Consider the following 21664-nt stretch of genomic DNA (forward strand, 5'->3'; position numbering starts at 1 on the left):
CGCTCAATGCTCGCCCTCGGCAAACTGCTTGAACTGACCCTCGCCGGCCGCGAACCGGCGGAGAAGACTCAACTGACTGTCGAAGGCGTGCGCATGCGCTGGTTGAGCGAAGGGGCGCTGGAAGTGCGGCCCCCGGAAGCGCGCGACAATGGCCTGGACCTGCTGCTGTCGGCAGGCATCCATGGCAATGAAACGGCACCGATCGAGTTGCTCGATCGGCTGCTGCACGACATCGCACGCGGCGATCTCAAGCCGCGCGCACGCATTCTGTTCCTGTTCGGCAACCCGGAAGCGATTCGCAAGGGCGAGCGTTTCGTCGAGCAGGACGTCAATCGACTGTTCAACGGTCGCCACGAACAAAGCAGCGGCTCGGAAGCGTTGCGCGCCTGTGAGCTGGAACGGCTGGCGGCGAGTTTCTTCAGCAAGCCCGAGCGCCAGCGTCTGCACTACGACCTGCACACCGCGATTCGTGGGTCGAAGATCGAACAGTTCGCCTTGTACCCGTGGAAGGAAGGGCGCCAGCATTCCCGTCGCGAACTGGCGCGCCTGCGCGCCGCCGGCATGGAAGCAGTGCTGTTGCAGAACAAACCATCCATCGTGTTCAGTTCGTACACCTACGACAAACTCGACGCCGAGGCTTTCACCCTGGAACTGGGCAAGGCGCGGCCGTTCGGGCAGAACGACGGCGTTAACGTTTCACTGCTGGAAACCCGCCTGAAGCAGATCATCGAAGGCGCTGAGCCGGAGACAGAAGAAGGGCTGGATGGCTTGCAGCTGTTCAGCGTGGCGCGGGAAATCATCAAGCACAGCGATGCGTTCCGCCTGAATCTGCCGGCGGATATCGAGAACTTTTCCGAGCTGGAGCCGGGTTATGTGTTGGCCGAGGATCTGGCCAATACCCGCTGGGTGATCGAAGAGCAGGGCGCGCGGATCATCTTCCCCAACCCCAAGGTCAAGAACGGCCTGCGCGCCGGCATTCTGATCGTCCCGACCACCGACGAAAACCTCGCCTGACCCAGGTTGTGATCGTTCCCACGCTCCGCGTGGGAATGCAGCCCGGGACGCTCCGCGTCCCAACAGCGGACGCAGAGCATCCATTGAGGCATTCCCACGCAGAGCGTGGGAACGATCATGTGAGAATCAGACTGCTACCGCGCGCGGCTCCGTGCGACGCAACGCGCGAATCTTCTGCAACGTATCCGCGCAAGTCCGCGCCGCTTCCTGACCCTTGTGCACAAAGTGCTCGAAGAAGAACTTCTGATGCTCTTCGCCCGAATGGAAGTGGTGCGGGGTGAGCGACACCGAGAACACCGGCACTTCGGTTTCCAACTGCACCTGCATCAGGCCGGTGACCACCGATTGCGCGACGAACTCGTGACGGTAAATGCCGCCGTCCACCACCAGGGCGGCGGCGACGATGCCGGCGTAACGGCCAGATTTGGCCAGCAGCTTTGCGTGCAGCGGCATTTCAAAGGCGCCGCCGACTTCAAAAAAGTCGATGTCCGCTTCCTGATAACCCTGCACCAGCATTTCAGCGACGAAGCCTTTACGGCTCTGGTCGACGATTTCCTTGTGCCAGCAGGCCTGGATGAACGCGACGCGCTCGCCCTGGGGGTGTTTGCTTTTGCTGTCGATAGCGGTGGGTTGCATGTTCTGACTCCTGTTTGTGTGAAAAACAGGGCGTTATGAATCGAAAGGGATGCAAGGGTGCGAACGCAGGCACGGATGCACGCGGACGGCCCTTTGGCGTCGATCCCGTTCTCTCTTCATCCGGACTATGACCGTCGGCCCCGGAATCACACCGGGTCTGCTGACCTTGCCGACGCACCCGACTCAAGTCGTGTGCAGCGCCAAGCGCTCGCGGGCTATGCGCATTGCGCGCAATTACCGCCGGTGGGGAATTGCACCCCGCCCTGAGAACGTTTCGCCGCCCATAGGCGGGCGGCGGCAAGTTTGTAACACATATTTCCCGGCCATGCACATGACACTGCGAGAGCGAGCCCGCTCGCGAAAGCGGCTTCACATTCAACGAATATGCTGACTGTTACTCCGCTTTCGCGTTCAGGCTCGCTCCCACATGGGCTTTGTCTTCTCGAGGAAGAATGGGATTTTTCCTCGTTCTAGGGTTGATTAATCTGTGCGATGACCGCAGTAATCCCACTTCACAAAGGGATTTCCCATCTGACCAGAGGCCAGGTTCATGAGCGTTATCGATCTTCGCAGCGACACCGTCACCCAACCGACTCCCGCCATGCTCGACGCGATGACCGCAGCGGACACCGGCGACGATGTGTACGGCGAAGATCCGACGGTCAATCGCCTCGAGGCCGAACTGGCCAAGCGTCTGGGCTTTGCCGCCGCGCTGTTCGTGCCGACCGGGACCATGAGCAACCTGCTCGGCCTGATGGCGCACTGCGAGCGTGGCGACGAATACATCGTCGGTCAGCAGGCGCACACCTATAAGTACGAAGGTGGCGGGGCGGCGGTGCTCGGCTCGATTCAGCCGCAGCCGCTGGAGGTGCAGGCCGACGGTTCACTGGATCTGGATCAGGTCGCCGCCGCGATCAAACCGGACGATTTCCATTTCGCCCGCACGCGTTTGCTGGCGCTGGAAAACACAATGCAGGGCAAAGTGCTGCCGCTGGAATATCTGGCGCGCGCGCGACGCTTTACTCAGGAACACGGCCTGCAATTGCACCTGGACGGCGCGCGGCTGTACAACGCGGCGGTCAAGCTTGGCGTCGATGCCCGGGAGATCACCCAGCATTTCGATTCGGTGTCGGTGTGCCTCTCCAAAGGCCTCGGCGCACCGGTCGGTTCGGTGCTGTGCGGTTCCGAGCAACTGATCGGCAAGGCGCGGCGTTTGCGCAAAATGGTCGGTGGCGGCATGCGTCAGGCCGGGTTGCTCGCGGCGGCTGGCTTGTACGCGCTGGATCATCACGTCGAACGGCTCGCGGATGACCATGCCAACGCGCAGTTGCTCGCCGAGGGGCTGCGTGAGGCCGGTTTCGTCGTCGAGCCCGTGCAAACCAACATGGTTTATGTGCAAATGGGCGACAGGGCCGCAGCACTCAAGGATTTTGCCGGCGAACGCGGGATCAGGCTCAGCGCCGCTGCGCGCTTGCGCATGGTCACGCACATGGACGTCAGCCGCGCGCAAATCGAGCAAGTGATCGCGACATTCGTCGAGTTTTCACGCAAGTGACAGCGTCAGCCGTCCAATTGACCGTTTCTATCGTATAAACACGCTGTACCCCGCGCGCAGGGCCGATATAATGCGGCCCTTTGCCGTCGCTTCGTCTCATGACGTTTCGAACAGGCCTTTGGCCGCAGCCTCCGTGGAAGAACCTAATGAAAAGCGCAGAAATCCGTGAAGCCTTCCTTCGCTTCTTCGAAGAGCAAGGCCACACCCGTGTAGCCTCCAGCTCTTTGATTCCGGGCAACGACCCAACCCTGCTGTTCACCAACGCGGGGATGAACCAGTTCAAGGACTGCTTCCTGGGCCAGGAAAAACGTGCGTACACCCGTGCCACCAGCAGCCAGAAATGCGTGCGCGCCGGCGGCAAGAACAGTGACCTGGAAAACGTCGGTTATACCGCGCGTCACCACACGTTCTTCGAAATGCTCGGTAACTTCAGCTTCGGCGACTACTTCAAGCACGACGCGATCACCTTCGCCTGGACCTTCCTGACTGGCGTGCTCAAGCTGCCGAAGGAAAAGCTCTGGGTCACCGTCTACGCTACCGACGACGAAGCGTATGACATCTGGACACAGAAAATCGGTGTGCCGGCCGAGCGCATGATCCGCATCGGCGACAACAAGGGTGCGCCGTACGCTTCCGACAACTTCTGGACCATGGGCGATACCGGCCCGTGCGGCCCGTGCACCGAGATTTTCTACGATCACGGCGAGCACATCTGGGGCGGCCCGCCGGGCTCGCCGGAAGAAGATGGCGATCGCTACATCGAAATCTGGAACAACGTGTTCATGCAGTTCAACCGCACCGCCGACGGTGTGTTGCATCCGTTGCCAGCGCCGTCGGTGGACACCGGCATGGGCCTGGAGCGGATCAGTGCGGTGATGCAGCACGTCAACTCCAACTACGACATCGACCTGTTCAAGAACCTGCTCAAGGCTTCGGCTGAAGCGATCGGCTGCGAAAACGGCGATCAGTCGTCGCTCAAAGTCGTTTCCGACCACATCCGTTCCTGCGGTTTCCTGATCGCCGACGGCGTGCTGCCGTCCAACGAAGGTCGCGGTTATGTGCTGCGCCGGATCATCCGTCGGGCCTGCCGTCACGGTAACAAGCTGGGCGCCACCGGCAGCTTCTTCTACAAAATTGTTGCCGCACTGGTTGCCGAAATGGGCGAGGCCTTCCCGGAACTGAAGAAGCAACAGAGCAACATCGAGCGCGTGCTCAAGGCTGAAGAAGAGCAATTCTCCAAGACCCTGGAACACGGCCTGAAAATCCTCGAGCAGGATCTGGCCGAACTCAAAGGCACCGTGGTGCCAGGCGACGTGGTGTTCAAACTCTACGACACCTACGGCTTCCCGATGGACCTGACCGCCGACATCGCTCGCGAACGCGGCCTGACCGTCGACGAAGCCGGCTTCGAGCGCGAGATGGAAGCGCAGCGTGTGCGCGCGCGTTCGGCCAGCTCGTTCGGTCTGGACTACAACACCCTGGTCAAGGTCGACGTGGCCACCGAGTTCACCGGCTATGCCGCCACCAGCGGCTCGGCGAAAATCGTTGCCATCTATAAGGATGGCCAGTCGGTCGACGTGCTGAGCGAAGGTCAGGAAGGCGTGATCGTGCTCAACCAGACGCCGTTCTACGCCGAATCCGGTGGCCAGATCGGCGACTGCGGTTTCATTCAGGCCGGCAGCAGCCGTTTTGACGTGCGCGATACCACCAAGACCGGCGGCGCATTCCTGCACCACGGTGTGCTGGCCTCGGGCAGCCTGACCATCGGCGCGCCGGTGGAAACCCACGTCGACGCCGAAGTGCGTCACGCCACCGCGCTGAACCACTCGGCTACGCACTTGCTGCACGCCGCGCTGCGTCAGGTGCTCGGTGAGCACGTACAGCAGAAAGGTTCGCTGGTCGACAGTCAGCGTCTGCGTTTCGACTTCAGCCACTTTGAAGCAATCAAACCAGAGCAGATCAAGCAGCTGGAAGACATCGTCAACGCCGAGATTCGCAAGAACTCCGCCGTTGAAACCGAAGAAACCGACATCGAAACCGCGAAGAACAAAGGCGCCATGGCGCTGTTCGGCGAGAAGTATGGCGACAGCGTGCGCGTGCTGAGCATGGGCGACTTCTCGGTCGAACTGTGCGGCGGTATCCACGCCAACCGTACCGGCGACATCGGCCTGCTGAAAATCATCAGCGAAGGCGGTGTGGCATCGGGCGTGCGTCGTATCGAGGCAGTCACTGGCGCTGCGGCGCTGGCCTACTTGAACGCGGCGGAAGAACAACTCAAGGAAGCGGCCAGCCTGGTCAAGGGCAGCCGCGACAACCTGATCGACAAGCTCTCGGCGGTACTGGAGCGCAACCGTCTGCTGGAGAAACAACTCGAGCAGTTGCAGGCCAAGGCAGCCAGCGCGGCGGGCGACGATCTGTCGGCCTCGGCGGTGGACGTCAAGGATGTGAAGGTGCTGGCCGCCCGTCTGGACGGTCAGGATGGCAAGGCGCTGCTGGCGCTGGTCGATCAGCTGAAAAACAAACTCGGCCGCGCAGTGATCCTGCTCGGCGGTGTCCATGAGGAAAAGGTCGTACTGGTTGCAGGCGTAACCAAGGACCTGACTGGCCAACTCAAAGCCGGTGATTTGATGAAACAGGCTGCTGCGGCAGTGGGCGGGAAGGGCGGTGGTCGTCCGGACATGGCGCAGGGCGGCGGTGTCGATGCCGCTGCGCTGGATGGCGCACTGGCGCTGACCGTTCCATTCGTCGAGCAGGCTTTATAAGACGGCTCGCCAGGCCCGCAGTCTAGTGGCGGGCCTGGCGACTGTTCGAAAGATTATTGGGCGCCCTTCATGGGCAGAGGCGGCTTTGAAATGGCTTTGATCGTACAGAAATTTGGAGGCACCTCGGTCGGCACTGTCGAGAGAATCGAGCAGGTCGCCGACAAGGTTAAGAAATTCCGCGATGCCGGCGATGACCTGGTGGTTGTGCTGTCTGCAATGAGCGGCGAAACCAACCGTCTGATCGATCTGGCCAAGCAAATCAGTGGCGAGGCGCAACCGGTTCCGCGCGAGCTGGACGTGATCGTCTCCACCGGTGAGCAGGTGACGATTGCCCTGTTGGCCATGGCGCTGATCAAGCGCGGTGTGCCGGCGGTGTCGTACACCGGTAACCAGGTACGGATCCTGACCGACAGTGCGCACAATAAAGCGCGTATCTTGCAGATTGATGACCAGAAGATTCGCGGTGATCTGAAGGCTGGTCGCGTGGTGGTTGTCGCCGGTTTCCAGGGTGTCGACGAGCACGGCAACATCACCACTCTCGGTCGCGGCGGTTCCGATACCACGGGCGTGGCACTGGCGGCGGCCTTGAAGGCGGATGAATGCCAGATCTACACCGACGTCGACGGTGTCTACACCACCGACCCGCGTGTGGTGCCGGTCGCTCAGCGTCTGGACAAGATCACCTTCGAAGAGATGCTGGAAATGGCCAGCCTCGGTTCCAAGGTCCTGCAGATCCGTGCGGTGGAATTCGCCGGCAAGTACAACGTTCCGCTGCGCGTACTGCACAGCTTCAAGGAGGGTCCGGGCACCCTCATTACTATTGATGAAGAGGAAACCATGGAACAGCCGATCATTTCCGGCATCGCTTTCAACCGCGATGAAGCCAAGCTGACCATCCGTGGCGTGCCAGACACCCCGGGCGTGGCGTTCAAGATTCTCGGCCCGATCAGTGCCGCGAACATCGAAGTCGACATGATCGTGCAGAACGTCGCGCACGATAACACCACCGACTTCACCTTCACCGTGCACCGCAACGACTACCAGGCTGCACAGACCGTGCTGGAAAACACCGCTCGCGAAATCGGTGCCCGTGAAGTAGTTGGCGACACCAAGATCGCCAAGGTCTCGATCGTCGGCGTCGGCATGCGTTCTCACGCAGGCGTGGCCAGCCGCATGTTCGAATCCCTGGCAAAAGAAAGCATCAACATCCAGATGATCTCGACTTCGGAAATCAAGGTTTCCGTAGTGATCGAAGAGAAGTACCTGGAACTGGCCGTGCGCGCGCTGCACACGGCTTTCGAACTGGATGCTCCGGCCCGTCAGGGCGAGTAATCCGATTCTGTGAAGGGCGCGGTCTGACCGCGCCCTTTATTTTTGAATGGCGCGAGCCCCGGAACTGTTCTTTTGCTCGCGCTGGTCAATACTCAGGCATGTAGGGCTACGATCGCTGCGGTTGTAGGTCGGGTGCCTTTTTTTTGCAGACTGTTGTCCCTGAAATGAATGGCGTAAGGAGAAAGGTATGCTGATTCTGACTCGTCGGTGCGCGGAAAGCCTGATTATCGGTGACGGCGAAATCACCGTGACCGTGCTCGGCGTCAAAGGAAACCAGGTGCGTATCGGCGTCAACGCTCCGAAAGAGGTTGCGGTGCACCGTGAGGAAATTTACCTGCGTATAAAGAAAGAGAAGGACGAAGAACCAAGCCATTAATTTTTATCGATTTTTATGTTTGCAAACGGGGAAGAAGCTGGTTAATATACGCCCCGTGTTGCGGAGAGCTGGCCGAGTGGCCGAAGGCGCTCCCCTGCTAAGGGAGTACACCTCAAAAGGGTGTCGGGGGTTCGAATCCCCCGTTCTCCGCCATTATTTGCTTAGTACGTCGTAATCTGGCTTCTTCTGTAAGTTGTTGAAATTACTAGAAAAAGTGTTTGACATAGAGATTAGACGGCCTATAATGCGCGGCAACAAATGCACTCGTAGCTCAGCTGGATAGAGTACTCGGCTACGAACCGAGCGGTCACAGGTTCGAATCCTGTCGAGTGCACCATTTAAGAGTTATTTGCTGTAAGGTGAGTAACTCGGCTTCAGCCAGTTGTGGTCTGGTCTAAAAACACAAAATGCACTCGTAGCTCAGCTGGATAGAGTACTCGGCTACGAACCGAGCGGTCACAGGTTCGAATCCTGTCGAGTGCACCATATACCAAGAAGCCCGCGTTTAACGCGGGCTTTTTGCTGTCCGGGATTTGGCTTTTCCCTTCACGCAGCCTCTTTCATCAAAATCAATTTGAGCACTGCGGCCTCGCTTGAGGTCGTAACGATAGCTCGTGGTCGATGTGCGGGTGTTGATCTTGTCGGGCTTGCCCAGTGCGCTTTCGACGTCCCGCTGACTCATGCCGGCAATCACTCGGCGGTTGATGATCGCTTCGCGCCGCTGTCTGTTGTCGATCAGGTTTCCACATTTATGTTCAGTGCCGCCGACGATGCCCGGTTCGCGTCCGCTGTCTTTCATGCCGGTCACAGCTTCGTGATTGAACTCCGGCATGATTGCGACCCAGCCGGGTGAATACGGGTGGACCTCCTGAGTTGAGAGTTGCTCGCCAGTTGCGCAGCTCATCGACGTAAACGTGACGCTGCCGTCAGCAGCCTGGCAGCGATGAAGTGTGGTGGCGTTGGCAGGCGTGATGTGGAGCAGGGCGGTCAGTAGAAAAAGCGCTGGTTTTGCTGGCATTCGATGTCCTCCGTGACGATCTAAGCTCAAGGGTAGTCGCTGCTTTTTGCATTGCCGGTGTGTTTTCTTTTCAAGATGAGTCGTCGCATTTGCACGGGTCAGGCAGGCGCTCAGGTTTGTTTCGCAAGCGCTTGTTTCAGCCGTGATTTTTTCAACGTTTTAAACCGTCAGGCGTGTATCATTGCGCCCGTCAGCCCCGCCGGGGCTTATGGAAAACCTCCATGGACTTACCCAGTAGTTGTTCAGTAAACCGTTTCACCAATCATGAATTGACTGATTGATCCTTCCGGCGTGCCCCGCTGCTGGGAGTGGAGTTCGCCTATGTCCGAAATCGAAGTAAAGAAAACACAGGAAAGCCTGCAGGACCGCCTGGCTCAGGTCGTCGAGTTGCTGCAGCGCCAGCGTGTCGTTGAAGACCTGACTCATCGCCAGGAAGGTCCGCACCACGACCGCGTGGAAAACCTGGTTCACCGGCAAAACCTCGTCGAGCTGCAACGCAAGCTCGATGATCTGCACTCCGCCGACGTCGCCTACATTCTCGAAGCCTTGCCGCTGGACGATCGTCTGACGCTCTGGCAACTGGTCAAGGCCGACCGCGACGGCGACATTCTTCTCGAAGTATCCGATTCCGTCCGTGAAACGCTGATCGCCGACATGGACGATCACGAGCTCCTGGCTGCCGCCAAGGACATGGACGCCGACGAACTCGCTGACCTGGCCTCCGAGCTGCCGCGAGACGTTGTCCATGAGCTGATGGAGAGTCTGGATAACCAGCAGCGCGAACGCGTGCGCTCGGCGCTGTCCTATGACGAGGATCAGGTCGGTGCGCTGATGGACTTCGAGATGGTGACGATCCGTGAGGACGTCAGCCTTGAAGTGGTTCTGCGCTATCTGCGTCGCCTCAAAGAGCTTCCCGGTCATACCGATAAACTGTTCGTGGTTGATTACGACGGCGTGCTCAAGGGCGTGCTGCCGATCAAGCGTCTGCTGGTCAACGATCCGGAGAAGCAGGTGGCCGAAGTAATGGCCAGCGATCCGGTCAGTTTCCATCCGGACGAAGACGCCTACGACGCCGCTCAGGCATTCGAGCGTTACGACTTGATCTCGGCGCCGGTGGTCGATAAGAACGGCAAACTGATCGGCCGTCTGACCATCGACGAAATGGTCGACCTGATCCGTGAGGAAAGCGAAAGCGAAGTCCTCAACATGGCCGGTCTGCGCGAAGAGGAAGATATCTTCGCCTCCGTGTGGAAATCCCTGCGTAACCGTTGGGCGTGGCTGGCGGTGAACCTGATCACTGCATTTGTGGCATCGCGGGTGATCGGTCTGTTCGAAGGTTCGATCGAGAAATTGGTGGCACTGGCGGCGCTCATGCCGATCGTGGCGGGTATCGGTGGCAACTCCGGTAACCAGACCATCACCATGATCGTGCGCGCCATGGCGCTGGATCAGGTCAGCACCGGCAACACTTCGCGCTTGATGCGCAAAGAGCTGGCGGTCGGTTTGATCAATGGTCTGGTCTGGGGCGGGGTGATCGGTGTGGTCGCGTACATGCTCTACGGCAGTTGGTCACTCGGCGTGGTAATGACGGCGGCGATGACACTCAACCTGTTGCTGGCGGCGTTGATGGGGGTGTTGATTCCGATGACGCTGGCGAAGATGGGCCGCGATCCGGCGATGGGTGCCAGTGTGATGATCACCGCAATGACCGACAGCGGTGGCTTCTTCATCTTCCTCGGGTTGGCGACAATCTTCCTGCTCTGACCTTGTGCAATGAAAAGCCCGTCAAATCGACGGGCTTTTTTGTGCCTGCCAAACAAATACGGGCGCAAGTACAAGTAACGGTGGCGAGGGGATTTATCCCCGCTGGACTGCGCAGCAGTCCCATTGTTTTTGGGGCTGCCATGCAGCCCAGCGGGGATAAATCCCCTCGCCACACTCCATTGCCAAGCGGCCATCTGTCATATCGCGGGCAAAAAAAAGCCAGCAATCATGCTGGCTTCAATATGTTCGGTATAACTCAGGACGCGTCTGCGGCCATTTCAGCGTCGTGGGCGATCAGCGACACCAGGGCGTTCTGCTGACGGTGCGACAGCTGACGGAAGCGCTGCAACAGCTCGCGCTCGTGCAGCGACAGCTCCGGGCTGTCCAGGCGCATGCTCAGCTCTTCGCCCAGTGCGCCTTCCTGAATAAGACTCTGCTCAAGGCGCGCAATGATTTCGGAGTTCATGCTGCGATGATGATTGCGAGCCACCTCGGCAATGCGTTCACGCATTCCGTCTGGCAGACGTACGACAAACTTGTCAGCCGTACGGCTGGAATAAATTGCCTGTTTCAATGGGCGCATATATTTAACCGGTTAGTTCAGGGGAGCGGTTCTCGGGATTGGCCGCAGGATGTGTGGTAGGACAAGCATCCGGACCAATTGGTTCAACCTGAATTGTTAAGAGGCCGGCATCATGCCTCAAAATTGCCAGATCATTGGCGTCAATTCTGTGACAAATATTGAGCCGGGTAAAGGCGTAATGCCAGCACCAGTTGTCAGAAATGCGGACTGGTTGGAAAACTTTCCATCCTTCCGTATCGCTGCCCGCTTTCGCATGCACATCTGTTGATGTCCGAAGACCTTAGAACGTGCATGCTATGCGGCTCGCTATTCTTGATCCCTATGTGTACAGGATAGTGGCAATTTGCCGATTTACTAGAGGCAGGACCCGTCGGAGGGCGTTTTCGGGATGGATGGCAAGCTTTTTTACCTGATGGGGCCGTCCGGTTCGGGCAAGGACAGCCTGATCGAAGCAGCGCGTGAGCCACTGCGTGAGTTGAACTGTGAAGTGATGCGCCGGGTGATTACCCGATCGGCGGAGTCAGTCGGCGAAGATGCAATCGGCGTGACGCCTGAAGAGTTCGACCGGCGACAGCACGCTGGCGCTTTTTCCTTAGCCTGGCAAGCCAACGGCCTCTCTTACGGCATTCCAAGGGAAATGGATGAATGGTTGCAAGCGGGCCGGCACGTATTGGTTAACGGGTCGAGAGCGAACCTGCGTCAAGCAATGGAGAAATATCCAACCCTGGTGCCGATTCTGCTGACAGTCAACGATGAGGTCCTGCGCAAGCGCTTGCTCAGCCGTGGTCGGGAGACCCCTGAGCAAATCGACGCAAGACTCGCGCGCAACGCACTGTTCAAAGACCGCAGATCCAGCGACAGCCCCGTTCATCAGATCGAAAATTCTGTTGATCTTGCTGAAGCTGTCTCTGCATTACTTGAGCTGATCCGGCTCAACGCAGAACCGGATCAAACTTGATCTTGCGCCCTGCAATCAGCGCCAGCACAAACAGCACCGCAAACACGCCACAGCCAACCAGAGGCAAGGTGACTTCCGTCTCCTCGAACAGCGCCAGATGGGTAACGCCACTCAGTAAAGCGAGGATCAGAAATCCCGTCGCTGATTTGGACATGTTGTACTCCTGAAGATATTTCAAAAAACCAGACGTTCGGTGGTCGGCGCCGAGGCTAGCTCAGGCTCGCTGACCATTTGCGTAGAGGCATCGCTGCGATCACTCAGCACCGCCCACTGCGGCGCTTTCTGCACCTGCAAGTAATGCGGCATGCGCTGCGCCACTGGCTGCTCGATGTCCGCCTTGGGAAAAAAATGCGATCCGAGCAAGAAGGCCAATGCCGCTGCGTTTGCAAGCAAGAGGGTGCTGTTCATGGCACGACGCTCCAAATTGTTCTTTTTGATAGAACAGCCATAGCAGTCGCCGTGCCAACAGTGTAACGGCTGATAAGTCCTTTAAAAACAAGGGTTTGGTAAGGTTTTTCGGGCGGCACTGATTGCAAACTGCAATGACCGCTTTTTCGCGTAGTGCAAATTGCCCGGTAAAAGTTCCCGCAATCTTGCACGGCGCCTGCCTACACTTAAAAAGCCCTACGGACGACATGACAAAACAGGGGCCGGCCGTTAACATGCACGCCGTCTGTCGCCCCGCGTACAGCGCGCTTCAATCAGTGTCTCAGTAGCTCAATTGGATAGAGCATCCCCCTCCTAAGGGGAAGGTTGCAGGTTCGAACCCCGCCTGGGACACCACTTCTTGAAAACGAAAAGCCCCGTCGCATTTATCCATTGCGACGGGGCTTTTTGGTTTGGTCGACGAACAGGCGTTTTGCACTGTTACAAACTCCGGGGTCCCACCTCTGCCGTTGCATCGGGGCATTTGCGCCGGTGCTGACTGACGATCAGTCGCCGTTCAGTTCGACTTTGCCGAGAGTGCTGCTGACGTCGGTGACATGCCGACGGCCGTGGACTTCGTAAGTAGTCCCGCTCGCCTCGACGCCCGGCTTGCGCACGGCCAGTTGAGCGAATAACCCCGTCTTTTCGCTGTAACTGCCGAACCAGTCAATCAGCGCTCCGATGTAGCATTCGCCGCCGATCATTACCGGCAAATCAGCGATCTTTTCGATGGTGTAGTGCCCTGGACCGTAGCTGTAGTAATCGTCGTCTCCGGCACCCGTGGGAGGAATAGGGCAAAGGGGCGCGTTAGCGGTTGATTCCGATGCGACTTTCATTGCCTGGGTGATGGCGTGTTCGAGTGCCCCGTGCAGTTCCGCGTCAAGCTCGTAGGTGCTGGTGCCATCCTCTTTATGTTGAGTCGTGGGCACCTGCAGGGCGTAACTGTAACGCACGGACACCGTCGGCACCTGACGGTTGACCTTCAGCGGATTGAGCAGATACAGGTTGTCGACACCGTAGGCGCCGTTTCGGTAGGCGGCATAGATTCTGTCGTGAAGCTTGATCCAGCTGATTGCCTGATTGGCGCCACGGTCGTTGGTGTAGAACAGCGAGCTTTCCGGCTCGACCGATCTTTTGACGAACCGCTCGCCCGTGCGGCGCCAGGTTTCCACGTAGGTGAACAAGCCGGTGCCGCCTGCGTATGTGTCGACGATAAGGTCGCGCTGGCCATCATTGTCCAGATCCAGCAGTGCGTAGGAAGACCGTCCGGTCTCGGCGGCGCCGTCGATGCTTGAGGCGTTCAATGCTTTCCATTCGTCCTCGCTCACGCCTTTGGGACGCGACTTGGGGAAGCTGGTTTGCTCGCCGTAGCTGTCGACTGGATCGCCCGCGAACGATGTCTGCGAAGACTCGAAAGCCCGTGCGGCCAAGGCATGTTCCAGGGCAAATTCCGGGTGGTTTTTGCTCTCGGCACGAATGCTTTCCTGCAGATCGTTCATCGCCTGAACATCCACGGCGTCCGGCTGCCACATTGCGGCTTGCGTCCACTGTGCCTGCAATGCTTGCAGGCGCTGGCGGTAGCTGCCATCCAGGCAAGCGACATCGACTGCGCAGGCATTGCGGGTTTTTAGCCAGGCGCGCTGGGTGCGCTTGAGCTCAGGTTGCGTCGCTGTGGCAGTTGTCATCAGTTGGCGATACAGCGTGCCCATCTGCGCGTCTAGCTCATACAGCGATTTATTCGCGCAAATCATGTTTTCCACGTCGTTCGCCGCTTTTTTGCAATCCATCGCCGCCGCTGTCGCTTGCTGGATAAAGACAAGCAAACACGCTGACAGGATGTAGTGTCCCTTGATGTACACGATTCAGTCCTTATGCAAATCCTTGAGCAGGCGCGCAGAGTAATACTCCAGGCAACATTCTTGAAGCTCCACCCTCAGGCCCCGGCACTTTTGGCCGATAACCCGAACGGTGAGTTCAGGCTCGCGCGAAATCGCTTGATGGCGCATGGCCTCCAGCTATCATCTGCGCGCCTGAAATCGCCTCGGTTCGTTTTCTTCAATTGCCTGGAAATCTTCGATGTCGTCGTATCACCAAAAAAGCTTTCTGATCGTCGATGATTTTTCCGATTTCCGCAGTTCCGTGCGTTCGATGTTGCGTGAGCTCGGCGTCAAGGATGTCGATACTGCCGACACTGGCGAGCAGGCGCTGAAGATGTGTTCGCAGAAGTCCTACGATTTCATTCTTCAGGACTTCCACCTCGGCGACGGCAAGAAGAACGGCCAGCAGGTGCTCGAAGACCTGATGTCGGAAAAGCTCATCAGTCACGAAGCCGTTTTCGTCATGGTCACCGCTGAGACCAGTCAGGCGATGGTGCTCAGCGCGCTGGAGCACGAGCCGGATGCGTACCTGACCAAGCCGTTCAACCGTTCCGGGCTGGCCCAGCGCCTTGAGCGTCTGGAGCAACGCAAGACTTTGCTCAAACCGATTCTTCAGGCCCTTGATCGCGGTAAGCCGGTCGAGGTGCTCAATGCCTGTATTGCCTTGTGCAAGCAGGACATCCGCTATTCGCCGCTGTGCCTGCGTTACCGCGCCGATGCGCTGCGCGACATGAATCAGAACGAAGCGCTGGAGCGACTCTACGACGGCATCATTGCCGACCGGCCGTTGCCGTGGGCCTTCGCTGGATTGGGCAAATTATTGTTCAAGCGCGGGCAGGTCTCGCAGGCCAAAGAAGTTTATGAAAAAGCCTTGAAAGTCTTTCCGATGATGCCGGCGCTGTATGACGGCATGGCCGATGTGCTGGTGGCCGAAGGCGACAGCAAAGGCGCGCAGCGAGTGCTGGAAGAAGCGATCCGTCTGTCGCCGCTGGCGGTGCGCCGTCAGGCTCTGCTGGGCAAACTGGCGATGGCCAACGAAGATTTCGAAACCGCCTCGCGCGCTTATCGTCAGGCCGTGGCGCAGGGCGCGCAGTCGCGTTTCAAGGACCCGGAAAGCAATCTCGGCCTGGCGCACGCGCTGATCAGCAAGGGTAGCGATCGCGGGCTCGACACGCGTACGCGACTGGAGATCAACACCACCCTCAGCGCTGTGGCCAAAGAAAACCCGAGCGACCCCGGTCTGCAGATTCGCGCGCGTTTGATGAAAGCCACCAGCCTGTTGCTCAACGACGCCGAAACCGCCGACAAGCTCACCGAACAGGCGCTGATGCGCCTCGATGGCATGGAGCAATTCATGAGTCCCGAGGCGGCGTTGCTGGTGGCCAAGCAGTTGCAGATGCTCGGTCAGGCCGAGGCGGGCACTTCGATGCTCAAGAGTTGCGCGGAGATCTACGGTGATGACCCGGCGGTGATGAAAGACATCGCCAAGCTCACCGACGATCCGACGATTCTCAGTTCGAGCAACGCTGCGGCCGATCTCAACCGTCAGGGCGTGCGGGTGTACAAGACCGGCAATCTGGTCGAGGCCCGCGAAGTGTTCCGCAAGGCGCTCAAGCTGCAACCGAAAAACATCAGTATTGCGCTGAACCTGGCCCAGTCGCTGCTGCACGGCACCGACACCAGTGTGCCGTCGGCGGAGCTGGAAGAATGTCGGGCCTGCCTGAAACTGGTGGGCCTGATGCCCGACACCGACGCGCGGTTTGCGCGTTATCAGAAGCTGAAAAGCAAGGCGTTTGGCGAATGAACTCAATAGATCCGGCGCTGGATTTTTCTACGGTGATTGCCTCCACCGTTCACGACATGAAGAACTCTCTGGCCATGCTGATGCAGGCGCACAGCCAATGGCTGGCGCGTCTGCCGAAAGAGCTGCGCGACGGCTCGGAGCAGGGCGTGATCGACTTCGAGTTCGCCCACCTCAACGGCATGCTCGTGCAGTTGCTGGGGCTGTACAAACTTGGCGTGAATCAGTTGCCGCTGCAGCCGGCGTATCACGAACTCGACGATTTCATCGAGGCGCAACTGGCCGCGCATCAGGAAGTGTTTGCCAGTCGCGGCATCATCGCCACTTATGAAGTCGACCCGTTGAGCCCGCTGGGTTTCTTCGATCGCGAGCTGATCGCCTCGGTGCTCGGCAACTGCATCAACAATGCGATCCGTTACGCCCGCGAGTCGCTGCTGATCACCGTCAGCGACGAAGCCGGGCAATTGGTGCTGAGCATCAACGACGACGGCGACGGCTATCCAGCAGAGATGCTCGAGCGTCAGGCCGATTATGTGCAGGGCATCAATCACAGCAGCGGCAGCACTGGCCTCGGTCTGTATTTCGCCAATCGCATCGCGGCGCTGCATCAGCGCAACGGCGTGGAAGGGCGCACCGAAATCAGCAATGGCGGGCCGTTGGGCGGTGGGGTGTTCAGCCTCTACTTGCCCTGAGGTCTGGTGTTGGAGCTGCCGAAGGCTGCTATCTTTTGATTTTAAAAAGCAAGATCAAAAGATCGCAGCCTCGTTGTACTCGTCAGCTCCTACGGCTCCTGCACAAGATCGGGATTTTTGTGGGCGCTGCTTGATATTCCGAACAGCCGCAGCCTATTTTGTCCGGGTCGCCGTTCGCGGCTCGCACAACAACAAGGATTGCGTCATGACAACCGATGGCCAGGGTTCACTCGCGCAGCGATTGACCGGCATTGATGAGATTGAATGTGTCACCCCGGATCTGAACGGTGTGCCACGGGGCAAGGTGATGACCGCCGAGGGTTTCCTCGAAGGGCGGCGTTTGCAGTTGGCGCGGGGTGTGCTGCTGCAATGCATCATGGGCGGCTATCCGCCGGCGCGGTTCTATGGCAGCGATGACGGCGATCTGGCGCTGGTCGCCGATCCTGCGCAGATTCACCGTTTGCCCTGGAGCGACGAGCCGCGTGCCATGGCGATTTGCGACGCCGACGAACTGAGCGGGGGGAGCTCAAGTCTCTCGACCCGTGGCCAGCTCAAAGCGGTCATCGCCCGTTACGCCGCGCACGGTCTGGCGCCGGTGGTGGCGACCGAACTGGAATTTTTTGTCTTCGCACCGAACACCGATCCGACTCAGCCGTTCCGTCCGCCGGTGGGCCTCGACGGCCGCCGCGAGGATGGCCAGTCGGCCTTCAGCGTCAGTTCCAACAACGGCCTGCGGCCGTTCTTCAGCGAAGTGTATAAATGCATGGCCGCCCTCGGCCTGCCGCGCGACACCTTCATGCATGAAATGGGCGTCAGCCAGTTCGAGATCAATCTGCTGCACGGCGACCCGCTGCTGCTGGCCGATCAGACGTTCCTGTTCAAGCACCTGCTCAAGGAGGTCGCGCTCAAGCATGGCCTGAGCGTGGTGTGCATGGCCAAACCGCTGGCGCACACGCCGGGCAGTTCGATGCATATTCACCAGAGCATCGTTGAGATCGGCAGCGGCAAGAATGTCTTCACTGACTCGAACGGCGAGCCGACGTCGATGTTCCGCCACTTCATCGGCGGGCAACAGGCAGGCCTCGCCGATTTCACCGCACTGTTTGCGCCCAATGTGAATTCCTATCAGCGCCTGTGTCATCCGTACGCGTCGCCGAACAATGCCTGCTGGTCCCATGACAATCGCGCCGCCGGCTTGCGTATTCCCGCCAGCTCGCCGGCCGCACGTCGGGTCGAAAACCGCTTGCCGGGCGCCGACGCCAATCCGTATCTGGCGATCGCCGCCAGTCTGGCCGCGGGTTTGCACGGCATCGAACAGGAGCTGGAGCCGAGCGCAGCGATCCAGGGCGAATTCGCCGTGCCGGATAATCTGGCCTTGCCGTGTACCTTGCACGCCGCGCTTGAGCGTCTGAAACGTAGCCAGTTGGCGAGGGAACTGTTCGGGTCGGAGTTCATCGAAGGCTACATCGCTTCGAAGACCATGGAGTTGACCAGCTTCTTTGATGAAATCACTCCCTGGGAGCGCCGTGTGCTGGCCGCCCAGGCCTGACGTATCGCTGCTGCCGGGCTGTCGTTCTGACCGCCCGGTATTTACTGCAAGGAGCCGCTCGGAACGCCGATGCGCCAAATCTGGAAATCCTTTCGAGCGCTGTATTTCGCCTCGCTGATGATGTTGATCGGCTCAGGCCTTCTTTCTACTTATCTGGCTTTGCGTCTGGCCGCCGACAATGTCGACGGGCTGTGGGTCGGTGCGCTGATGGCGGCCAACTATTTCGGTCTGGTGCTGGGCGGCAAGATCGGCCATCTCCTGATCGCCCGGGTCGGGCATATCCGTGCCTACTCGGCGTGTGCGGGGATCGTCGGCGCGGCGGTGCTCGGTCATGGTCTGGTGGACTGGCTGCCGGCGTGGCTGGTGCTGCGGACGATCGTCGGTCTGGGCATGATGTGTCAGTACATGGTCATCGAGAGCTGGCTCAACGAGCAGGCCGATGCCAATCAGCGTGGCCTGGTGTTCAGCGGTTACATGATCGCCTCTTATCTGGGCCTGGTGCTGGGCCAGCTGATTCTGGTCATGCATCCCGGCCTCGGGCTGGAACTGCTGATGCTGGTGGCGCTGTGCTTTGCCCTGTGCCTGGTGCCCGTGACGCTGACTCGACGGATTCACCCGGCGCCTCTGCACCCCGCGCCGATGGAGCCGCGCTTCTTTATCAAACGTGTGCCGCAATCGCTGAGCACGGTGCTCGGCGCCGGTTTGATCATCGGTTCGTTCTACGGTCTGGCGCCGCTGTACGCCTCGCAACAGGGGCTGACGACCGAGCAGGTCGGTCTGTTCATGGGTAGCTGCATTTTTGCCGGCTTGCTGGTGCAGTGGCCGTTGGGCTGGTTGTCCGACCGTTATGACCGCGCATTGCTGATTCGCTGCTTTGCCGGGTTTCTGGCGGTGGCGGCGTTGCCGTTGGCGATCATGCCGCAGGTGCCGCTGGAGGTGTTGTTCGTCGTCGGCTTCTTCTGTTCGCTGGTGCAGTTCTGCCTGTATCCGCTGGCGGTGGCGTTCTCCAATGACCACGTCGAAGGCGATCGCCGGGTGTCGCTGACCGCGATGTTGCTGGTGACCTATGGCGTCGGCGCGAGCATCGGGCCGCTGCTCGCGGGTGTGCTGATGAAGTTTCTCGGCAGTCAGAGCCTGTATGCGTTCTTCAGTTTCTTCGCGCTGGTGCTGGTCTGGCGGATTCGTCCGAAAGCAGTGACCAACCTGCATCAGGTCGACGACGCACCGCTGCATCACGTGGCAATGCCGGACAGCATGTCGAGTTCGCCGCTGGTGGCGGCGCTCGATCCGCGTGTCGATGAGCAGGTGGTGCAGGAGCAGATGGTGCAGGATCCGGCGCCGGTCAATCCTGAGCCTGAGCCCGAAGCGCAGCCGGAAGCAGTCGTTGAAACCGAACAGGACAGTGGCGATGACGACAAGCCTGCGCCGGATATCAGTGGTGGCCGGCCTTGAGTCGCACATAAACATCGGCGCATAAAAAAGGGCAGTCCCGCACAGGACTGCCCTTTTTATTGGTCGCTGCGACTCAGAGATCGTCTTTGTCGAAACGCCGTGCTTCACGCTGCAACTGGTAAACGAAACGCTCGACGTTGCGCGCAGCCTGGCCACTGATGTTGTGGAAGCGCAGACCGGCGAAGGTGATGTTGAGTTTTTCTTCGAAGTGCAGGTAGCGCAGCTCGACCGATGTTGGCTGATTGCCGAACAGCGGCGGGGCGATCAGGCGATCGTAGACCTGGCCCAGTTGCAGGCGATCAGTGATGTCGCCTTCGAAGCGGAATTTGCAGCCGGTGGCGGAGATGTCCAGCAGCTTGCCGTGCAGAGGAACCTTGAGCTTTTCGCCGCCCAGTTCAACGCTGACCAGGTCGGTGAGTTTCAACGCAGCGCGGAAGGCGTTGCGGCGCTGGTGGTAGACCACTTCGCTCGGCAGGTCGCCGGTGTAGAAACGGTCGCCGTCGGATTCTTCGATGTTCAGTGTGCCGTTGCATTCCCAGGCGATGCGCACGCCGTCATGAAAGCCTTCGACCTTGAACGGCTCGCCAGCCTGGAGGAAGCGTTCGCCGTCGCGCGGGATCATTTCGTCCAGGGCGATCGTCGCGGTTTCGCGGTCGACCTTGATCAGGTAGCTCTGAAAGCGCTGGCTGCGTTCATGGAAGGTGATGATCAGCGGATCGTGGCTGTCTTGCAGCTGGCGCAGGTTGCTGGAGATTTCCAGTGGCGTGGTGAGCACCTTCGGAGGCTGCGGAGCATCATCCGCGCTTAGGGTGTTGGACACGGTTCTTCAATCTCCAGACAAAATAAGACGACTGGCCAGTATTTTGCCAGCATGTTGCGCAGGTGGATAGTGCAGGGTCAGCGAATGGCTCATGCCTGGCTGAGCGTTCGCGGCTTGACCGGTTTGGCAAAGGTCCCGCTGGCGTCGTAAAGCGCTGGCGGCTCACCGCCGGTGAGGATCTTCAGTTGATTGGCCGTGGTCGCCTGCTGGATCTGGATCGACTGGCCATTCTTGACGTTGGCAGCCTGGCACTGGGCGATCAGCGCGGTCAGGGCATCGCCCTGGGTCAGCAACTGGTCGCCAATGCTCGACTGGCTGGCCAGTTGCTCAAGGCCTGTGCGATCGGTCGGCAGGTTGAGGCTGGCGAGGATTTCGCTGCGCTTGCGGCCATGCTGCTCGAGCAGAATGATCAACGCTTGCTTGGTCGCCAGAATTTCTTCCAGCAACGGCATGTCGCGACCATGCAAAGCGAGGGATTCGGTTTGCAATAACTCCAGCAATTGTTGCGCTGGAGCAAAGTCGTCGTTGATCAGTTGCAATAAGTTAGTGTCGTGCATGGCTGGCCTTGGGGTTTAAGCGTCCAAAAGCCTGGCGCCGGCAAAAGCCTAGCGCTGGGCTTCGAAGTTGAGCAGTTTGCTGGCTACACGGTTGCTGTCGACTTTATAGCTGCCATCGGCAATCGCGGCTTTCAACTCGGCCACACGGGCTTTGTCGACAGCAGGCTGATCGCGCAGCTTGTCAGTGACCTTCTGCAACTGTTGAGCCTCATTGCTGAGGTGTACCGACTCCCCGCTTTTGGCGACATTGGCCTGTTCGGCCTGGGTATTCAGCGGCGCGGAGGGGCTGTTTTCAGCGCTTTCCTTGGCGTTGCTGGTACGTGTGCTGCCGGTTAGTGACGAGGAACTGTTCAATCGGTTGAAATCGATAACCATGATAAAAAACCTCTGGGAATTTGGACGCTTGCCATGTTTTCGGCTATCCCCTGAAAAACTTTAGGCCCAATCAACCATAAGCTTGCATGCGCCGTTGCGAGACCTGCTGCGGCACAG

Annotated in this window: 20 protein-coding genes, 4 tRNA genes and 1 riboswitch; of the genes, 15 read left to right on the top strand and 9 right to left on the bottom strand. The window is 59.2% G+C overall.

Annotated features, from left to right (window positions below):
• Window positions 1-6 precede the first annotated feature (6 nt).
• Window positions 7-1014, top strand: a complete 1008-nt coding sequence (gene astE, locus AB4N48_RS04640; protein WP_095181526.1) for a succinylglutamate desuccinylase — start codon at window positions 7-9, stop codon at window positions 1012-1014.
• Window positions 1015-1140: 126 nt separating this feature from the next.
• Here the strand turns inward: astE and AB4N48_RS04645 are convergent, their stop codons facing one another.
• Entirely contained in the window at window positions 1141-1650 is a 510-nt protein-coding gene (locus AB4N48_RS04645; RefSeq protein WP_460094884.1) for a 6,7-dimethyl-8-ribityllumazine synthase, read from the bottom strand.
• A gap of 103 nt (window positions 1651-1753) precedes the next feature.
• A riboswitch (FMN riboswitch) is annotated at window positions 1754-1925 on the bottom strand.
• Window positions 1926-2200: 275 nt separating this feature from the next.
• On the opposite strand from AB4N48_RS04645, the gene ltaE reads away from it, so the two are divergent.
• The 7 genes from ltaE (at window position 2201) to AB4N48_RS04680 (ending at window position 8161) form a co-directional block, all read left to right on the top strand.
• Window positions 2201-3205, top strand: coding sequence for a low-specificity L-threonine aldolase (ltaE, locus tag AB4N48_RS04650; RefSeq protein WP_110646700.1), 1005 nt, complete (start codon window positions 2201-2203; stop codon window positions 3203-3205).
• A gap of 146 nt (window positions 3206-3351) precedes the next feature.
• Window positions 3352-5967 carry an alanine--tRNA ligase gene (gene alaS, locus AB4N48_RS04655; protein ID WP_056788068.1) on the top strand — a complete coding sequence of 872 codons (2616 nt, stop codon included), beginning with the start codon at window positions 3352-3354 and terminating at the stop codon, window positions 5965-5967.
• 90 nt (window positions 5968-6057) lie between these two features.
• Entirely contained in the window at window positions 6058-7299 is a 1242-nt protein-coding gene (locus AB4N48_RS04660) for an aspartate kinase (RefSeq protein WP_016773595.1), read from the top strand.
• A gap of 187 nt (window positions 7300-7486) precedes the next feature.
• The gene (gene csrA / locus AB4N48_RS04665; protein WP_002554426.1) at window positions 7487-7675 is read left to right on the top strand and encodes a carbon storage regulator CsrA; all 189 of its coding nucleotides are present in this window, start codon (window positions 7487-7489) and stop codon (window positions 7673-7675) included.
• A 62-nt stretch (window positions 7676-7737) separates the two neighbouring features.
• Window positions 7738-7828 (top strand) — tRNA-Ser (locus AB4N48_RS04670).
• 107 nt (window positions 7829-7935) lie between these two features.
• Window positions 7936-8012: transfer RNA gene (locus AB4N48_RS04675), tRNA-Arg, on the top strand.
• Window positions 8013-8084: 72 nt separating this feature from the next.
• Window positions 8085-8161 (top strand) — tRNA-Arg (locus AB4N48_RS04680).
• Between the two features lie 19 nt (window positions 8162-8180).
• Here the strand turns inward: AB4N48_RS04680 and AB4N48_RS04685 are convergent.
• On the bottom strand, window positions 8181-8693 hold the full coding sequence (locus AB4N48_RS04685; RefSeq protein WP_095181529.1) for a cell envelope protein SmpA: 513 nt from the start codon (window positions 8691-8693) through the stop codon (window positions 8181-8183).
• Between the two features lie 321 nt (window positions 8694-9014).
• On the opposite strand from AB4N48_RS04685, the gene mgtE reads away from it, so the two are divergent.
• On the top strand, window positions 9015-10457 hold the full coding sequence (gene mgtE, locus AB4N48_RS04690) for a magnesium transporter (RefSeq protein WP_016773597.1): 1443 nt from the start codon (window positions 9015-9017) through the stop codon (window positions 10455-10457).
• A gap of 256 nt (window positions 10458-10713) precedes the next feature.
• On the opposite strand, the gene AB4N48_RS04695 is transcribed toward mgtE, so the two are convergent.
• Window positions 10714-11040, bottom strand: a complete 327-nt coding sequence (locus AB4N48_RS04695) for an Arc family DNA-binding protein (protein WP_003178899.1) — start codon at window positions 11038-11040, stop codon at window positions 10714-10716.
• A gap of 388 nt (window positions 11041-11428) precedes the next feature.
• Between AB4N48_RS04695 and phnN the strand changes: the two genes are divergently transcribed.
• Window positions 11429-11998 carry a phosphonate metabolism protein/1,5-bisphosphokinase (PRPP-forming) PhnN gene (gene phnN, locus AB4N48_RS04700; protein ID WP_150637557.1) on the top strand — a complete coding sequence of 190 codons (570 nt, stop codon included), beginning with the start codon at window positions 11429-11431 and terminating at the stop codon, window positions 11996-11998.
• Here phnN and AB4N48_RS04705 read toward each other — a convergent pair.
• Both AB4N48_RS04705 and AB4N48_RS04710 read right to left on the bottom strand, forming a co-directional pair.
• Window positions 11973-12152 carry a PA3371 family protein gene (locus AB4N48_RS04705; protein WP_016773599.1) on the bottom strand — a complete coding sequence of 60 codons (180 nt, stop codon included), beginning with the start codon at window positions 12150-12152 and terminating at the stop codon, window positions 11973-11975. The genes phnN and AB4N48_RS04705 overlap by 26 nt on opposite strands.
• A 20-nt stretch (window positions 12153-12172) precedes the next feature.
• The gene (locus AB4N48_RS04710) at window positions 12173-12406 is read right to left on the bottom strand and encodes a hypothetical protein (RefSeq protein WP_056788077.1); all 234 of its coding nucleotides are present in this window, start codon (window positions 12404-12406) and stop codon (window positions 12173-12175) included.
• Between the two features lie 298 nt (window positions 12407-12704).
• Here AB4N48_RS04710 and AB4N48_RS04715 point away from each other — a divergent pair.
• Window positions 12705-12781, top strand: a tRNA-Arg gene (locus AB4N48_RS04715).
• Between the two features lie 149 nt (window positions 12782-12930).
• On the opposite strand, the gene AB4N48_RS04720 is transcribed toward AB4N48_RS04715, so the two are convergent.
• Window positions 12931-14283 carry a lysozyme inhibitor LprI family protein gene (locus AB4N48_RS04720; protein ID WP_252876750.1) on the bottom strand — a complete coding sequence of 451 codons (1353 nt, stop codon included), beginning with the start codon at window positions 14281-14283 and terminating at the stop codon, window positions 12931-12933.
• 217 nt (window positions 14284-14500) lie between these two features.
• Between AB4N48_RS04720 and AB4N48_RS04725 the strand changes: the two genes are divergently transcribed.
• From AB4N48_RS04725 to AB4N48_RS04740, 4 genes are all read left to right on the top strand, one after another.
• Window positions 14501-16105: a tetratricopeptide repeat-containing response regulator gene (locus AB4N48_RS04725; RefSeq protein ID WP_016773603.1), complete on the top strand. Its 1605-nt coding sequence runs from the start codon at window positions 14501-14503 to the stop codon at window positions 16103-16105.
• The gene (locus AB4N48_RS04730; protein ID WP_076563863.1) at window positions 16102-16794 is read left to right on the top strand and encodes a sensor histidine kinase; all 693 of its coding nucleotides are present in this window, start codon (window positions 16102-16104) and stop codon (window positions 16792-16794) included. The genes AB4N48_RS04725 and AB4N48_RS04730 overlap by 4 nt, the downstream gene beginning before the upstream one ends.
• Window positions 16795-17101: 307 nt before the next feature.
• A complete protein-coding gene (locus AB4N48_RS04735) occupies window positions 17102-18343 on the top strand; it encodes a glutamine synthetase family protein (RefSeq protein WP_191637002.1) in 1242 nt (413 codons plus the stop codon).
• 69 nt (window positions 18344-18412) lie between these two features.
• On the top strand, window positions 18413-19795 hold the full coding sequence (locus AB4N48_RS04740; RefSeq protein ID WP_460094888.1) for an MFS transporter: 1383 nt from the start codon (window positions 18413-18415) through the stop codon (window positions 19793-19795).
• 73 nt (window positions 19796-19868) lie between these two features.
• On the opposite strand, the gene AB4N48_RS04745 is transcribed toward AB4N48_RS04740, so the two are convergent.
• The 3 genes from AB4N48_RS04745 to flgM form a co-directional block, all read right to left on the bottom strand.
• Complete coding sequence (locus tag AB4N48_RS04745; protein WP_041479276.1) at window positions 19869-20615, bottom strand: flagellar brake protein; 747 nt, start codon at window positions 20613-20615, stop codon at window positions 19869-19871.
• 89 nt (window positions 20616-20704) lie between these two features.
• Window positions 20705-21172, bottom strand: coding sequence for a flagella synthesis protein FlgN (locus AB4N48_RS04750; RefSeq protein WP_041479278.1), 468 nt, complete (start codon window positions 21170-21172; stop codon window positions 20705-20707).
• A gap of 48 nt (window positions 21173-21220) precedes the next feature.
• Window positions 21221-21547: a flagellar biosynthesis anti-sigma factor FlgM gene (gene flgM, locus AB4N48_RS04755; RefSeq protein WP_016773609.1), complete on the bottom strand. Its 327-nt coding sequence runs from the start codon at window positions 21545-21547 to the stop codon at window positions 21221-21223.
• Between the last annotated feature and the right edge of the window lie 117 nt (window positions 21548-21664).

Source organism: Pseudomonas sp. S2_C11 (assembly GCF_054668395.1).